General features: G+C 52.0%; 12 protein-coding genes, 2 tRNA genes and 1 pseudogene. 7 read left to right on the forward strand and 8 right to left on the reverse strand.

Annotation, left to right across the window (positions count from 1 at the left end; genetic code table 11):
• The first annotated feature begins 218 nt into the window (after positions 1–218).
• From dndC to AXF13_RS16290, 4 genes are read left to right on the forward strand one after another with little or no spacing between them, the layout of a single operon-like run.
• The gene (dndC, locus tag AXF13_RS15200; RefSeq protein ID WP_062254501.1) at positions 219–1,352 is read left to right on the forward strand and encodes a DNA phosphorothioation system sulfurtransferase DndC; all 1,134 of its coding nucleotides are present in this window, start codon (positions 219–221) and stop codon (positions 1,350–1,352) included.
• Positions 1,345–1,545: a DNA modification system-associated small protein gene (locus AXF13_RS15205; RefSeq protein WP_062254503.1), complete on the forward strand. Its 201-nt coding sequence runs from the start codon at positions 1,345–1,347 to the stop codon at positions 1,543–1,545. Before dndC ends, AXF13_RS15205 begins: the two co-directional genes overlap by 8 nt.
• A gap of 17 nt (positions 1,546–1,562) precedes the next feature.
• Positions 1,563–3,620 carry a DNA sulfur modification protein DndD gene (dndD, locus tag AXF13_RS15210; RefSeq protein WP_062254505.1) on the forward strand — a complete coding sequence of 686 codons (2,058 nt, stop codon included), beginning with the start codon at positions 1,563–1,565 and terminating at the stop codon, positions 3,618–3,620.
• Positions 3,621–3,632: 12 nt separating this feature from the next.
• Positions 3,633–5,162 carry an FtsK/SpoIIIE domain-containing protein gene (locus AXF13_RS16290; RefSeq protein WP_190276359.1) on the forward strand — a complete coding sequence of 510 codons (1,530 nt, stop codon included), beginning with the start codon at positions 3,633–3,635 and terminating at the stop codon, positions 5,160–5,162.
• A gap of 172 nt (positions 5,163–5,334) precedes the next feature.
• On the opposite strand, the gene AXF13_RS15215 is transcribed toward AXF13_RS16290, so the two are convergent.
• Positions 5,335–5,429: transfer RNA gene (locus AXF13_RS15215), tRNA-Ser, on the reverse strand.
• A gap of 127 nt (positions 5,430–5,556) precedes the next feature.
• On the opposite strand from AXF13_RS15215, the gene AXF13_RS15220 reads away from it, so the two are divergent.
• The 3 genes from AXF13_RS15220 to AXF13_RS15230 all read left to right on the forward strand — a co-directional run bounded on the left by AXF13_RS15220 (position 5,557) and on the right by AXF13_RS15230 (position 8,727).
• Positions 5,557–6,654: an ISAs1 family transposase gene (locus tag AXF13_RS15220; protein ID WP_083521988.1), complete on the forward strand. Its 1,098-nt coding sequence runs from the start codon at positions 5,557–5,559 to the stop codon at positions 6,652–6,654.
• Between the two features lie 187 nt (positions 6,655–6,841).
• A complete protein-coding gene (locus AXF13_RS15225) occupies positions 6,842–8,548 on the forward strand; it encodes a glutamine--tRNA ligase/YqeY domain fusion protein (protein WP_062254953.1) in 1,707 nt (568 codons plus the stop codon).
• Between the two features lie 103 nt (positions 8,549–8,651).
• Positions 8,652–8,727, forward strand: a tRNA-Lys gene (locus AXF13_RS15230).
• A gap of 681 nt (positions 8,728–9,408) precedes the next feature.
• On the opposite strand, the gene AXF13_RS15235 is transcribed toward AXF13_RS15230, so the two are convergent.
• The 7 genes and pseudogenes from AXF13_RS15235 to AXF13_RS15265 form a co-directional block, all read right to left on the reverse strand.
• On the reverse strand, positions 9,409–11,169 hold the full coding sequence (locus tag AXF13_RS15235) for a cobaltochelatase CobT-related protein (protein ID WP_150116198.1): 1,761 nt from the start codon (positions 11,167–11,169) through the stop codon (positions 9,409–9,411).
• 5 nt (positions 11,170–11,174) lie between these two features.
• Positions 11,175–12,218 (reverse strand): DUF3150 domain-containing protein, encoded by a 1,044-nt coding sequence (locus tag AXF13_RS15240; RefSeq protein ID WP_150116199.1) that lies wholly within the window; start codon positions 12,216–12,218, stop codon positions 11,175–11,177.
• 362 nt (positions 12,219–12,580) lie between these two features.
• Positions 12,581–13,552 (reverse strand): annotated as a pseudogene (locus AXF13_RS15245) (AAA family ATPase); the annotation flags it as partial.
• 71 nt (positions 13,553–13,623) lie between these two features.
• Positions 13,624–14,097 (reverse strand): ATPase, encoded by a 474-nt coding sequence (locus AXF13_RS15250; protein WP_083522131.1) that lies wholly within the window; start codon positions 14,095–14,097, stop codon positions 13,624–13,626.
• Between the two features lie 3 nt (positions 14,098–14,100).
• Positions 14,101–14,283 (reverse strand): hypothetical protein, encoded by a 183-nt coding sequence (locus tag AXF13_RS15255; RefSeq protein ID WP_062254511.1) that lies wholly within the window; start codon positions 14,281–14,283, stop codon positions 14,101–14,103.
• A 72-nt stretch (positions 14,284–14,355) separates the two neighbouring features.
• Positions 14,356–14,727 (reverse strand): hypothetical protein, encoded by a 372-nt coding sequence (locus AXF13_RS15260; RefSeq protein WP_062254513.1) that lies wholly within the window; start codon positions 14,725–14,727, stop codon positions 14,356–14,358.
• Positions 14,728–14,740: 13 nt separating this feature from the next.
• On the reverse strand, positions 14,741–15,904 hold the full coding sequence (locus AXF13_RS15265) for a hypothetical protein (protein ID WP_062254514.1): 1,164 nt from the start codon (positions 15,902–15,904) through the stop codon (positions 14,741–14,743).
• Between the last annotated feature and the right edge of the window lie 4 nt (positions 15,905–15,908).

Below are 15,908 nucleotides of genomic sequence, written 5' to 3' on the forward strand. Positions count from 1 at the left end.
ACATTGTACATAATTAAGTGTATTTTATATATTATATAAAAAATTTTTGTTAAAAAAATTGATAATAATGGTATTAGCAAGATAGCAAATATGGATTTTTTTAATATTTTTATATTATGGTTATGTTTTGCTTTTAAATATGTTACAATAATTATTGTAAATAGAGTAAATCCATATTTTTTACGTTAAAAATACATTTAACGGAGAAGAATTAATTTATGACTGTCTGTGAGATCGATGGGCAAGATAGAGATTTGTCACCAGATGACAAATGGAAAAAAATTATTGCGGAAGTTAAGGAAGAATATCTTAATCCATTGCAAAAATATCCATGGATTATTGGATTTTCTGGAGGAAAAGACAGTACCCTATTAGTTCAAGCTGTTTTTGAAGCTGTCCTCAGTATTACACCAAGTAAGAGAACACGGCCTGTACATATAGTTTCAAATGATACATTGGTAGAAAGTCCATTGGTATTGGAGCACCTTGAGATCTGTATGCAAAAAATTAATGAGGCAATTCTGTCCATTGGCCTGCCATTTGGGGTGGCAAAAACTAAACCAGATATTGGCAATACTTTTTGGACACTTCTCATTGGAAAAGGATATCCGAGTCCAAATCAAACAATGCGGTGGTGTACGGATAGACTAAAAGTACAGCCTACGAGCACTTATATTAAAAAGAACATTTCCTCGTCAGGGGCAGCTATTGTGTTACTTGGTGTGCGTAGAGATGAGAGCCAATCACGTGCGCGGTCAATTCAAAAACATCAGAATATACGGGGGGGGAGGCTGTCTCCTCATGATTCTTTAAGGGGAGCGTATATCTATCGTCCTATTGTTAATCTGACAACTTGTGATGTCTGGGAGCTTTTATTGATGTACGATGCCCCGTGGGGCGGGAATCATAGTTCTCTCATTAAGCTCTATAAAGATGCTGAGGGGGGAGAGTGCCCCATAATGTTAAGTGCTGAGGATGCTCCTGCGTGTGGAAGCCGATTTGGATGTTGGACGTGCACTGTTATTGAAAAGGATAAGAGTTTACAAGGGTTCGTTGATTCTGGAAGGACCGAGTATAGAATGTTGATCGAATTTCGCGATTGGCTAAAAGATATTAGAAATCAACCAGCAATGAGGCAGGCTTTGCGCCGCAATGGAAAGCTGACCTTCGGTGCGGCTGGTAATCATGTTCCCGGCCCATTTACCATTAAAGCTCGGAAGCATATTCTGCAGCGCTTGTTAAATCTTCAATCTTCGATTGGCCAAAAGTTGATTTCGGAAGATGAAATTGAAATCATTCATAAGCAGTGGGCAAAAGAACTTCAAATTGTGAAAGGAGTTGCCAATGAGTGAGATTTATCTAAGAGATCTTCCACTTTGGACAAACGATTCAGCACGCGCAATCCTTGAAAAAATCTGCGCTGAGATGAATGTACCCATTGATGTTCTGACTGAGCTGGTGGTTTTGCAGCGAGAGAGGCAGCACCAAGAAAGAGCTGCTGGAATATACCCTCGCTTTGAGGAAATCTTGGGCAGAATGGACTAATAGCCGGGGGAAGTTTTATGTGGATTTCGTGCATCGAGTTAACAAACTTCAAATCTTATCAGCACCAAGAATTTTTTTTCCCAGAACCTAAATTAGGGAAAAATATCATACTCATTGGTGGGATGAACGGCTATGGGAAGACTTCAATTCTTGAAGCGTTATATCTTTGCCTTTATGGCAAAGATTCAATGACTCATCTTGCAAGAGCTGGCTTGAATCTTGATGATATAAGAGGATACCCGACATTTTTAGAGCGAGCTTTTAATGGAGAAGCGAAGAGAGAAGCGCGCGATACCATGATGGTGCGCGTTATTATTAATAAGTCCTCTTCTAAGGCAATCGATATCGCGCGGAAGTGGTACTTTAGGACGTCAGGAGCATGGGCAGCCGAAGAAGAGGCTATCATCCGTAATATAGATAAGGGGGTACCAGGGTTACCCAAAATCGACGGGAAAAATAATTTTCACTTAGAAGAACTCCTTGATAATTTTTTAGTGCCAGCTCATATAGCTCCTTTTTTCTTTTTTGATGGTGAAGAGGTAAAAAAATTAGCAGATCAAAATCGTGTCGAGCAGGTAAAGCAAGGCCTTGAAGGTCTTCTAGGGGTTGTCTTGCTGCGGGCACTGTCAGAGAGATTGCGCAATTTTGAAGTGCAAAAACGTTCTGGGATTGACAATGTTAATGAAGCTCAGCTTGTTAATCTTTTTGAATTATTGAAAAATAATGAGCACCAATTGGCTGAGACTGAAAAAAAAATGAATGACCTCTCTTCTAGGGCTCAAATTTTGAAGGGGAAACGCTCTGCACTAATTGAGAGGTTGACAAGTGCTGGGGGAGCCTGTGGGGATATTGCAACAGTAAAGGATTTCGTTGAAGAGCGAGAACAGCTGCGCAATGAACTAAAAAGTAAAAGAAAGTCTCTTGAAGATATGCTTGTTGGGACACTGCCGTTTTATTTAGTTTCACCTGCCATTTTGAAAGAACTTCAAGGCCAGTTACAAGCAGAATCAAAATTTTTCGCTTGGGAAGCGGAGAAGCTTGCATTAGAGCCGCGAAAGAAGGAATTTGAATCTGTCTTTTATAGTGAAAAAGGTCCATCTATCGTTCCAAAACTTACTGATAAACAGAAGACTGCGATAGAGAAACGGATAGAATCCGCCTGGGCCAGTTTATTTTATCCTCCCCCAGTCGATTGTGCCAAGGAAATTATTCACTCATATTTGCATGAAAGCCAGCGCCGTGAGGCCTTAATATTTTTAAGTTCAATAGCATTAGGACAGCAAGAAATTCAAAACAATGTGAACGATCAGTTTCTGTTGACTCAAAGAATTGATGAGTTGAGTAGAAAAATTTCAAAAATCGAAGGGATTGATCGTGACGGGACACTTGCTCAATTAAAAGCTGACCTAAATAGTGTGCAAAATGAGCTAGATGCTCTTGATGAGGAGGCTCGAGCTGAAGAGCGAAAACTCCAAGCTACTTCTGGCCGTGTGAAATCACAAAAAGCTGAGTATGAGCGTGAAAAAAAGAAATTAGATGATTCAAGTCCAGCACGGGCTCTGTTAGAAAAGTCAGAACGTGTTAGAACTGCAATCGAAAAAATTATCCCAGAGCTCTTCCCTCTAAAGGTGCAAGAACTGGCTAATTCTATGACTAGTGTGTACAAAAAGCTTGCTCATAAAAAGCAAGTCAATAAAATAGAAATTTCTGATGACGGGAATACGCGCATTCTCGGTAACTCTGGTCAACCTATTTTATTTGATCGGTCAGCGGGTGAAAATCAAATTTTTGCGACTGCATTGATTGCAGGATTAGCGCAAGTGTCAGGTGTCCGGGCACCAATGGTAGTCGATACTCCGCTGGGTCGGCTTGATAGTCTTCACAGGGAACATATCTTAGATTTTTGGGCGCATGATAAATCGCGGCAGGTGATTTTACTCTCTCAAGATAAAGAAATTGATCGAGCATTGCTGCGAAAGATTGAACCTAGCGTTCTTAAAACTTATTTACTCGAGCACACGGATGTTGGCGATGGCATTGGTCGAACTGTTGGCCGAGAAAATAAATATTTTTAGATGGAAAATTTTATGATTGAGATTTCAACGCAGCAAATTTTAAATTCACGATTCAGGACGAGCAGTATCGCTGATGATACTACTATTAAAATGATGGAAAACCTCGGGCTTTCAACGAAGGCTGGAGTTGCCCGACTAGCTATTAGTCGATCTTTAGCGATGGGTTGTCTCCCTGATGAAAAGATAGATGCTAAAGGGCTGGAAATTCCAGCAACATCCCTCTTCAGTCAGCAAGACGTTGCCATCTGGTTGGGCCTATGCATTACTCATAGTATAAAATATTCTGAATCTGTAATTAGTTCAATGGAAGCCTTCCGTGAAGCGATTCGGCGCCACTGGCATAGAGGTGTGCTGCTTCTTGAAGAAGACTGGAAATCCATGGATTGTGATTATGATCGTTTTCTTGAAACGCTCACCAATCGTCGTGCTAATTTGCTAGAGAAGGGAGTTCTTCATAAGAACGACGATACTGGAGGCGCGGATGTGGAGCTTAAGTCACTTCCTGAAATTACTGACCAACTTGTTTCTGCCTTATCAGATATTTCTGTTGTTGGAAAAGTTAAAGGTATAATCCATGGACCTCGTCTGTCTAGGTATATTGTATATTTACCTGACGTGAACATGGTGGATAAGTTAAGAAAGGGATTAGAACGCCTAAGTCTTGCGCTTGGATTGCAAGATGGATTGCCAATTTTAACAAGAGGGGAAAAATCAAAAACTGTAAATTTAGATATCCCAAGGCATCAAAGAATGTGGAAAAGATGTACCTATGCTGACATTGAAGCGTGGGCGCATGAACAGCATGCTTTGCCTTCAGAGTTACTACTTTTTCCAGGTGTAGACGTTCTTGGAAATCCCTTTATCTTTGATCTTGCCCAAGCGCCGCATCTTATGGTGGCTGGTGCGACTGGTCAGGGAAAAAGTGTATGCTTGCACGCAATAATCGCTTCTTTGATGCTCATGCACTCTCCTTCATCTCTCAGCATAGCATTAATAGACCCAAAGCAAGTTGAATTTTCATTTTACTCTGGCTCATCTTTTCTGTATAAAGATAAAATTTCTATTTCAATGGAAGATATTAAAAGTACTTTTTTTGAGCTCGTGGATGAAATGGATCATCGTTATGCTCTGTTTAAAAAATATGGAGTAAAAAATATTGACGAGGCCAATTCTACAGGCCTAAAATTTAAAAAAATTGTTGTTATTATTGAAGAATTAGCTGATATACTGCTGCAAGATGGAGGATTAGAAGACAGTATCGCTAGGCTTGCCCAATTAGCCAGGGCTGCAGGAATACATCTTGTCGTTGCAACACAACGCCCCGATTCAAAAACATTCAGTGGACTAATTCGTGGCAATATTACCGCTAGAATTGCCTTAGCTGTTCAAAAAAGCACAGAATCAAAGATTATTCTTGATGAGACTGGAGCTGAGCATTTGTTGGGAAATGGCGATATGTTAATAAAGACAGCAGGAAAAAAAGTTACTCGTGTACATGGTGCATATATTTCACAAGCTGATATAAAACGTTTTTTAAAATAACTAGATGTTTTTGTTCGGCAAGTAAATTTTGAACACCATTTAGATGCACTGTTTAAAAGGCACAAGTTAGATTTTGCTTCTTCGTTAGAATTTTCCTCAAGAACATACTCAGCGTGGACACAAAAACGGTGAGCTACTTCGAAAAGTAACTCACCGTTTTTATGACTGTATGTGGCGGAGAGGGAGGGATTTGAACCCTCGATACAGGTTTAAGCCCGTATACTCGCTTAGCAGGCGAGCTCCTTCGGCCGGCTCGGACACCTCTCCGCATGGTTCAGCATGTACAATGGCAAACCGTGAGGTTGGAAGCTAGCCCAGTCCGGCGTTACTGTCAAGGGCGGGGGCCGTCTTTCCCAGGGCAGACGCATCTAAAAAAAGTCTATAAAAAGGAGGCATGCAAGAAACTCATGAACTCATTCTGACGATTTTTAGGGGACTGCCTGATCCTCGGGTAGAGCGGACGAAGATACATAGTCTTGAAGTTATTTTGTTTATTTCCTTATGCTCGTACCTGTCAGGCGCAGAGGGCTTCTATGACATGGAAGATTATGCACATGCCAAGCAAGAGTGGCTACGCAAGCACATAGGCATGCAAAGTGTTCCAAGTCACGATACCTTCAACCGAGTATTTCAGGCGATTTCCCCCTCCTGTTTCGGGGAGTGCCTTATGGAGTTATCACGGCGACTGCGTGAGCAGGTGTGTGGCGACATAGTTGCCTTTGATGGCAAAACGCACCGTCGCACGGGGACTAAGGCCAACAACGCCTTACACATGCTTAATGCCTGGTCGGTGGAAAATCGTCTGGTACTCGGACAAATGGCGGTTGAGGAGAAAAGCAATGAAATAACGGCTGTTCCTCAACTGATGGATATGCTGGATCTTAAGGGATGTGTCGTTACAGCAGATGCGCTTAACTGCCAGAAAGCCGTAGCAGCCAAGGCCATAGAAAAGAAAGCCGATTATCTTTTGGCGCTTAAGGCTAACCACCAAGTATTATTTGACGAGGTAAGCGCCTATATGGATGATCTTTCCGGGCAATCGCCTCCAGGTTTTGAACAAGTAGAGAAAGACCATGGGCGAATTGAAACTCGGCGGTGCTGGCAGTCAGCCTCCGTTGATTGGCACGCGGGTAAGGCGGAATGGCCAGGCTTACGGAGCTTTGTGCTTATCGAATCCATACGGGAGCACGGAGATACTGTCGAAACAAGCCGCCGTTATTACATAAGCAGTCTGCCCCAGGGCGAATCTTACGCCGCCCAAAGCGCTCGTGCACATTGGCAGATAGAAAACTCACTGCACTGGTGCCTGGATGTCGTTTTTAACGAGGATCAAAGTCGGGCACGAACCCGTAACGCAGCCAAGAATTTAGGAACACTGCGAAGTATCTGTCTGAATTTACTGCGACGTATCCCCGGGAAGTCAAGTCTGAAGGGTAAACGCTTCAAAATATCCTTGAATGACGACTTCCTCCTTGAAGCTCTCAAAATTTAGATGCGTCTGCCCTGCCGTCTTTCCGGCGCGGCGCGGTTCTGATCTCGTGCGTTTTTGAGGGCTGTCGCTTCCGGTGTCGCGGTCCGGCGCGCATTGACCCTCGGCGCGGCTTGGCGTATTTTTACAAATTCCCGTTTATCACTTCCGCATGGAGCGCACTATGGCCCCCACCAGCAAGCCCGACACGATGCAGACCGGCAATGACGCCACGGCCCACGAAGCGGCCAAGCCCGGCGTGGACTTCATCCGCGCCCGGATTCAGGAAGACAACGCCTCCGGCCGTTTCGGCGGCCAGGTGCACACGCGCTTCCCGCCGGAGCCCAACGGCTATCTGCACCTCGGGCACGCCAAGTCCATCTGTCTCAATTTCGGCGTGGCCAAGGAGTTCGGCGGCCTCTGCAATCTGCGCTTTGACGACACCAATCCCACCAAGGAAGAGACCGAATACGTGGAGTCCATCCGCGAGGACGTGCGCTGGCTGGGCGGGGACTGGCAGGACCGCGAATTCTACGCCTCCAACTATTTTGAAAAGCTCTACGAATACGCCGAACAGCTCATCAAAATGGGTAAGGCCTATGTGGACGACCTCTCCGCCGAGGAGATCCGCGAATATCGCGGCACGCTCACCGAGCCCGGCCGCGAGAGCCCGTACCGCAACCGCGGCGTGGAGGAAAACCTGGATCTCTTCCGCCGCATGCGCGCCGGGGAGTTTCCGGACGGCGTGCGCGTGCTGCGGGCCAGGATCGACATGGCCTCGCCCAACCTGGTCATGCGCGACCCCACGCTCTACCGCATCCGCCACGCCGAGCACCACCGCACGGGCAATGCCTGGTGCATCTATCCCATGTATGATTTCACGCACTGCCTGTCCGACTCGCTTGAGGGCATCACGCATTCGCTCTGCACCCTGGAATTCGTGAACAACCGCGAGCTCTACGACTGGGTGCTGGACACTCTGGGCGTGTACCACCCGCAGCAGATCGAATTCGCCCGCCTGAACCTGACCTATACCGTGCTCTCCAAGCGCAAGCTGATCCAGCTGGTCAGGGAAGGGCACGTCCGGGGCTGGGACGACCCGCGCATGCCCACCCTCAGCGGCCTGCGCCGCCGGGGCGTGCCCCCCTCGGCCCTGCGCGAGTTCTGTGCCCGCATCGGCCTGGCCCGCGCCGACTCCATTGTGGATTATTCCATGCTGGAATTCTGCATCCGGGAGCACCTCAATGCCGGAGCCCCGCGCGCCATGGCCGTGCTGGACCCCATCAAGGTGGTTATCGAGAATTATCCGGAAGGGCAGGTGGAGGAATTCGAGATGCCCTACCATCCGGAAGACCCCGGCTACGGCAGCCGCAAGGTGCCGTTCTCGCGCGAGCTGTATATCGAGCGCGACGACTTCCGCCAGGACCCGCCCAAGAAATTCCACCGCCTTTCGCCCGGTGCGGAAGTACGCCTGCGCTACGCCTATTTCATCACCTGCCGCGAGGCCGTGCTGGACGAGGCGGGCAATGTGAAGGAGCTGCGCTGCGTGTACGACCCCCAGAGCCGGGGCGGGCAGAGCCCGGACGGCCGCAAGGTCAAGGGCACTATTCACTGGGTTTCGGCGGCCCACGCCCTGCCCGCGGAAGTGCGCCTCTACGAGCAGCTCTTCGCGGTGGAAAACCCCAATGCCGCGCCTGAGGGCAAGACCTTTCTGGACAACCTCAATCCGGATTCGCTGCGCATGGTGCGCGCCCTGCTGGAACCGGCCCTGGCCGACGCCGAGGTGGGCCGGACCATGCAGTTCGAGCGCCTGGGCTATTTCTGCAAGGATAGGGACAGCACGCCGGAACTGCCCGTGTTCAACCGCACGGCCACCTTGCGCGATACCTGGGCCAAACTGGAAAAGAAGGGCGAGTAAGTCTCGTTGCCCGGAGGCAAGGCGCGCTGTGCCGCATCCCGGCCATAATCCGCGCGGCGGGCTTGACACTCCGGGGGCAAGCGGCTATGGTGGCCCCCTCAATGGGTCGTTAACTCAGTAGGTAGAGTATCTGCCTTTTAAGCAGAGAGTCGCAGGTTCGATCCCCGCACGACCCACCAGGAATACTAAGCCCTTACGATAAAAATCGTAAGGGCTTTTATTTTGTTCAAAAATTTTTCCAACCCTATTTCCAACCTTTTTGTTGAAAATAGATACCACTCAGCAGCACATTCGCGACAGAGGTGGACAGATCATGGCAAAGAATCCCCCTCTATTGCCCCCGTATCAAGCGCGGTGAAGTCATGCTTTCGTCGAAAAAATAAGGAGGTAAGGGCGTCAGGGCGGGGCCCCCTTTTGGGGTCTCGCCCTGCAATCAGCCTACCTCTTATCACCTCTTTCCGTCAGCTCTAGCCGTACCGTCTCTTCCATTTCCTCGTCAGGGGAATCGGCACCGTTTTCCAGTTTGTCCCAGACCGGGACGGTCGTGACCAGTCCGGCAATGTCGACAGCGACACCGCCGATGAAAACTCACATATTACTCATACTGCCTCCTTTGCGAGCGATTAACCATGGGAAACTAGACCAGCCCACTTCCCATAGTGATTGGGGGACAGGTTATTCTTTCCAGTTTTCCCTGATGGCCTCCAGAACAGCAATAGCCACAGGTATCCAGGTCGTGGGATTCATGGTTCCTCCTTATGTTTCAGCAACGCGGGATGCGCCGCCGTTTGGGGCAATGTGTCAGACAGTACGCCTGTGAATGAGAATTTAACCAGCGCCTCCAGCAGAAAATACAGAACTCAACGGGTACGATCATGACTGCCTCCCCTGAACAATGCCGTCTGTAACATCTCAAACATAGCTGGGGCCAGTTCCTGTAACGTGGTAATGACCCGACTGTGCTGCGGCAGAAGCTGGCTGACGGCATTGGACTTGATGCCGATGCCGTAGATTTCCACGCCCAGACGTTCCGCTTGGCGGAGAGCGTAGTTGCAGGGCGGAACGACATCTGGCACGCCATCGGTCAGGATGAGGGTGATCTTCCGATCCTCTGCTTGCGCATGCAGGGTTTGCAGCACCCACCAGAGGGCCGGGGCTAGGGGCGTGCCGCCGGAAGCGGTTATGCCGAAGTTCTCCGAGACGTTCTCTCCGTGGCGGACCAGAGGAAAGACGGCCGACACCCGGCTGATGGCGGGAAAGACCGTCACCGCCGGATTGACGCCCTTGATGCCCTCCAATGCTTTGGCAACGGCATAGCAGCTTTGGCAGGCCAGCCTGATGGGCGGGCCGCTCATGCTTCCGCTGCAATCCAAGAGGATGTGCACGGCGGTGTTCAGGCCGAGCTGGACGGATTCACGCCGGAAGATTCGAGGGTTGCCCACGCTCAGGCGGTGCAGGCTCGCGGGATGTAATCTCCCTCGCCGTCCGATGGCACAATACTGTAAGGACTGGGCCTGCAAAAGTCCGTGCAGACGCTGGCGCAAGGCGTTGCAGTTCCATAGGGCTTCGACTTTTTCTTCCGGAGGCAATGGCTGGACAAAACGCGTACCAAGAACAGCTACTTCCATGCTGTTATCAGCGTTTGGCGTTGGGGGCTCCATGAGCCCTTCAGCCAGCAACTCACCCAGATTCCGGGGCATGTTGCGCATATCAGCCGTAAACAAATCCTCCAATTCCTGTTTTCTGTCATGCGCTTTTCCTCCGCTTCTGTTGTGTTTCGTTTTTGCCTGTGAATTTAAGCGATTATCTTGTTCTTTTTGGCATGGCGAATCGGTCCGGCTCACATTCACATCGCAACCTGAGGACACGGCAGCGGAATCCAGCCCGGAGGTTCCTGTGGTTTGCGTGAGGGATTCGTTGGATTGCGCCTGATTTTCATCCTCATTTGGCGATGATTTTACGTTCTCCCTCTTCGAACCTCTTCCTTCTTGCCGGGGTTCCCATTGCCGGATACAGGCCGCCAGCTGCCGAGCGTACATGATGGCAGTTCCTGTGTCCGGGCAATGGATACGGACCTTGACCAGCACCGCATCCAACGTTTCCGCCAGACCGGGATATTCCCGGCGCAAGGAATCCCGCGCGACCATCCGCCTCGGTGTCACTTCCTGTACGTCCCATGCCCGCACGGTCAGCAGCACATAGTCCAGAACAGCACGGGCCGGGGTATGCGCCCCGGCCCGTGCTTCCGCCCCGTCCACAAAGAATTTTCGTATCAGCCGGTTCAGGTTTTGTCGGCAGCCCGGAAAGATGGCTGATAGCCGTTTTTCCACCCGCCAGTCCTCAAGGCTGTTGAACAGGTTGAAGGTGACGGCATCCATATTCGCCGCCTTCATGGCAAGGAAGTCCGTATGTCGGATGTGGCCCGCTTCGTGATCCACGAAACCTTTGGCCAGAGCCAATGCCGTAGTGTCACAATCCAGCGGCAGGGCCGGGATATGGATGACCTTGCCGTCCGTGTAAGCCCCGCTGCCGCCGATGCGCACCTGCACGCCGTACCGGTCGCCCAGGACGGAGGCCAGCAGCGGCAGGCAGTTGAGTATATCTTTTTGACGGATGCTCATGGTGATCACCACAAGCCCATGCTGGGGATCTCAGGACTGGGCGTAGTGGCCGGAATCTCCGGCAAAACCGGAGCGTCATCCGAACTGTTCTCCTCATCCGCTTGTCCATCCACGATGTTGTCCACACCAGACGGTTCGCCGGACGTGGATGATCCGGCCCCGGACAGCAAAGCGTCCAGCACCGTGGCCGGGCCGTAGCCTTCAATGAGTTTCTGAGCGTGCAGCACCAGAGTGCCGCTGTCCTTGAGCATACAAACCAGACCTTGCAGCATGAGCAGGTCCGGGCCGGTGATAGTGCCCTTGACCGGAATGCGCTTCAGCGCGGCTTCAATAATCTCCGCCACCGGGGCCACATGCGGTTCCACAAAGGACAGCCCGGTCAACTTACCGTGCAGGGTCCGCAACGGAGAAAGCGCCTTGTGGGTCACTTCGGTCTTGCCCTCATAGACCCTGCGCCAGATTTCCTCGGCGGAACGGGCCACTTCACTGAACAGCGTGCCGCCCAGGCCGGTCACTTCTTCAGCCAACCCGGCCTCGGTAACGGCGGTCTGATTCTCATGCGCATCCAGAGGAGCCACCCTGTACAATTGCCAGCGGAAATCCATGCGGGCGCGCACATAGTCCGAGCCCACCACGGAATTGCGGATGATGCCCGCCCACTGCTTGTGTTTGGCGAGCCAAGTTTCCAGGGACTGATCGTAATCGGCCAGAAAATCCGCTTTGGCCTTGAGGAATTCCTCCCGGATGTGGATCAGCTCTTCCACAATGTCCCCGGCCTTGTCTTCGGGGATGGCCCAACCGGACATGAAACGGACGCCGTGCCGGTCCAGGAAGTTGAAAGCTCGCGCCTTGAGCGTGCCAAAGATGCGCAGGCTTTCCGGGTCGGCAATGCGTTTGGACCCCAGCGAGGCGAGATCTTCCGGCGGCAGTTCCGCGCCGCCCAGATCCTCGGCACTCATCTTCCGCCGGGCGGACCAGAGGCTGATGTCCAGATTCAGGGCCAGCAGATTGTCCAGAATGCGGATGTCGGAAGGCAGGGACGTGTTCATTATGCGTTCTCCTTGGGAATGAAGGTTGCATTGGGATTGAGGATGTAACCCCCGCGCAGCTTCTTGAGGGCGCGGTTGAGCAATTCTTGCACGGGGTTATGGTCGGCGCATTGGTCCACCGCAACGCTGATACGTTGCCCGGTAGTCCCGGAACGCCCCCAAGTCAGGCTGAGTCCCTGCGGCGTCGCAGTGGCTCCCCAGAATTTGCCGCCGGAGGGAGTGCCTTTGTCCAGATGGAGGAATGGCTGTGTGGGGAGTTGGGCGAGGTCGGCTCTCAGCAAGGAATGCAGCCCCTGCTGGACATAGGCGATGCCGTCAATTTCTGATGCCGGTGCGGCGTGGCTGGCCGGAAGGTCTTCCTGACGAGGAAAGATCCGTTGTGCCAGCTCGTGCAGCATGGCCCGACTCTCGCGGCTGGCCCGGTAGGCCAGCGCCCGGTCCAGGGCGTAGGTCACGGGCTGGATGCCCTGTTTGGCCAGAGGCTGGAAACGTACGGTCAGATCCGCCCAACGCAGCAGGCTGCGTGTGGAAAAGGTGACTTCAATACTGTTGCTCAGATTGGACTGGGAAGACTCGCCCATGAAGAGCTTGCGCACCTCATTGGCGTAATCCACCATCGTTTTGCACAGATTCTCAGGCAGAGCCGGGAAGCGCTGGCGGAGCAGCTTTTCTTCCACCGCAGGGTCGGGATAGCCGACTTCACAGAGAATGAAGCGGTCGGCAAAGGCCAGATTCTGGCGCTGGGCGCCCTGGTACAGGCCTGTTTCATCACCGCCGCCGTTAGTGTTGGCCGTGGCCGCGAAACGGAACAGCGGATGCGGTGTGATCAGTTCACCGCCGTTCTCCGCAATGCAGAGAGGTGAGCCGTCCAGGACTCCGTTCAGACCGGCGGCTACCTCCGGGGAAGTCAGGTCTATCTCATTGAGGAGCGCCAATCCGCCATAGCGCATGGCAAGGGCCAGCGGGCCGTACTCAAAGGACATATTGCCGTTCTTGACGGTCAGATGGCCCACCAGGTCGGCGAATTCCAGCCTGCCGTGGCCTGTCACCTCGAAAACGGGATAGTTGAGCCGTGCAGCCAGTTGCCTGATGCAGGAGGTCTTGCCGCAGCCTGTGGGACCGAAGACATAGAGCGGTTCCTGCGGATCAAGGAACCAGACGATCACGTCCCGGCTGGCTTCATGGAAGATATAGGCCGGGTCAATGGCCGGAGTGTAGGCCGAAGGCTGAGCGTAACCTTTGACCAGTTTACCGGAAGCCTTGCCGCTGAAGACGTTGCCCGCGTCCAGATCGGCGGGTTGAAGAGTGCTTAGTTCATCAATCAGTGTGGTCATAATGATCTCCCAAATGTAAAGAGCCCGGCTCCTCAAAGGGAACCGGGCTCTTTACGCGGTATGTTCGCAAGTCATTCGGATTTAGTATAGTTTCCGGAGGAATTATCCAGAATCGTTACCTTATCGGCCAAGCTCACAGCCTTCGGCAGATTTTTCAGGCTCCGGGAAAAACGTCGCACGACATCCTGCGGTGGAACATCGTGTCCGCCACGAGCCACACGCGCGGCAACGCGTTCCAGCGCCAGGGCAACGGATGCCAGGCGTATATAAACAAGCTCCACTTCATATCCGCGTCGTTTGGCCTCTTCCATCAGGGTAAAATCAAATTGCGAGGTCAACGTGGATTCACGCGCAAATGAAACGCCCTCCTGAAGAAACAGGCGGGCCATACGGGCGGCGGCTTTACCGGCGGCGATGGGAGAAAGCCCTTCCGCAGCAAGCTTGTCCGGGTCAATGACCAATACATTTCCCTGCATGGAAATGGCGCGGGAAAATGTACTTTTGCCTGCGCCGTTGGGGCCGCAGATGCACAGTAGCTTGGGCATGAATTATCCCGCTTGTCGGGTCTCCGGCAATGTGGCTGTTTCCATATATCCGTTGGGATAACGCAGGATATATTGTCCCTTGTCGTCAAGGTAGTTCAGCGGCACGCCTTTTTTCAGCTCCTGCTCAAGAATGAAGTGCTGATTCTCTATGGCAATTTTGACGATCTCTTCCAAGGTCAGCGGCATGGCGATCTCCTTTATGAAAGCAAGGATACGAAGCGTACGCCGGATGGTCAACAGGCTGAGGGAAGTGCCTGTTTATCCCGCCTCTCCCAGTTCAATACTTCTGTTCAGTTCCAGGCCGAAAGGATTCTCCCAGAAACCGCCACGAACCTCGGTATCGTCGTATTCCTCGCCGATGCGGATGAAGCGGTAATCTTCATCCTCCAATTCATTCATCAGCGCCCCCAGCAAAGCGATGTCCTGATAGTCGGGGTACCATTTTATCCAATCCCAAAGCCAGACTTCCGCGCCGCTTTCAGAGTCGGTATAATGATACGCGGCATAGGCCAGCAGGCTTTCCACTTCCTTGCGTGTTTCCTCGGATACCTCCGGGTCAGCCAGTTTTTTGTTCAGGACATCCACGCCCGCCCTGGTCAGAACCAGACCCACCTCAGAACGATAGCCCATAATTTCCTCCTTTTCAGCTGATAGCATTGATGATCAGACGTGATGCAGCCGCTCCCTCCCGCTCACAACGGGAGAGGAGCGCATCCACGTCGATGTCGTCCAGATGTTCAAAACGGAAAATGTCGGCCAGCTCGTCATGCAGAGCTTCGCGATTCAGGCTGCGTCGCCCGGCTGCGGTTGTGCAGCGGAAGCGGTGCTGTCCGGTGTTGATCCAGTTCTGTGTGCCGGAAAGTTGGCAAGCCAATTTGAGGGCGGCCTCCATTTCCTTGATCGCGGCATCCAGAGTGGAGCGGCTTTGCTTGAGGGCGTCCAGCCGGGTGAGGGCTGGTTGCCATTGAGGTTGGTAGTCGCCCTGCGGGAACTTGGGGCAATCCGCATTGAACCGGCAGCAGGCACACAAGGGATGAAATCCCTGGGCATGGGGCACAGCATCCAACGTGAGCGACCCCGTACGGATGTCTTGTAGCTGTGCCCAGAACGCCCGCGCCTGCGTGAATATATTCGCCAGTGATTCGGCATCATAGCCGTAAGGACCGAACGCCCTGGCCTCTTTCATGGAGAGGCAGAGCAGCCAGCCTTCCAGCGATACGTCACGCACGGAATCCGGGAACGCCAGGCCCAGATGTTCACGGCAGATCTGCGGGAAGGTCAGATTGTCATGCAAAATTCTGCCGTTCTTATCCCGCAGGCTGAAGGTCGGCTTGTTCCAGAGCCGGCGCAGCAGACCCGTCTGCCCGCTGATTTGTAGTTCATGCGCGGCATAGGGATCTGCCGGAAGCTGTTCCATGCTTTTCACTTCCAAAATCCGTACTGCTGGTCGAGGGAGTTCCCAGACCAGAGTGAAGTCCAGATGAGCCCGGATGGGCACGCCCCGATATGTATGCCGGATTTCCAGTTGCGGCAGGACATGCAGGCCCAGAGCCGCAAGGCATTGGCCCACGCCGTCCTCAAACCAGTGTCCCCGTGCTAATGTGAGCAGGCGGCCCAGCGATGTTCCTGGCGGCAAAAGTTTACCAGCCACGGCCGCGCGAGGACATTCGGTATAGCGGGCGATGTCGCTCATACCGATGTAAGCCGTGCGGTCGCCCAGCATGGCTTGTGTTTGCCGTTGCCCATAATTGGCAAGGCCCTGCCGGAACAACTCCAGCAGGGCCTTGCCACGGTCCGAGGAATCCATAGCG

It is taken from the genome of Desulfovibrio fairfieldensis (assembly GCF_001553605.1).
In the GTDB taxonomy this organism is placed as follows: Bacteria; Desulfobacterota; Desulfovibrionia; order Desulfovibrionales; family Desulfovibrionaceae; genus Desulfovibrio; species Desulfovibrio fairfieldensis.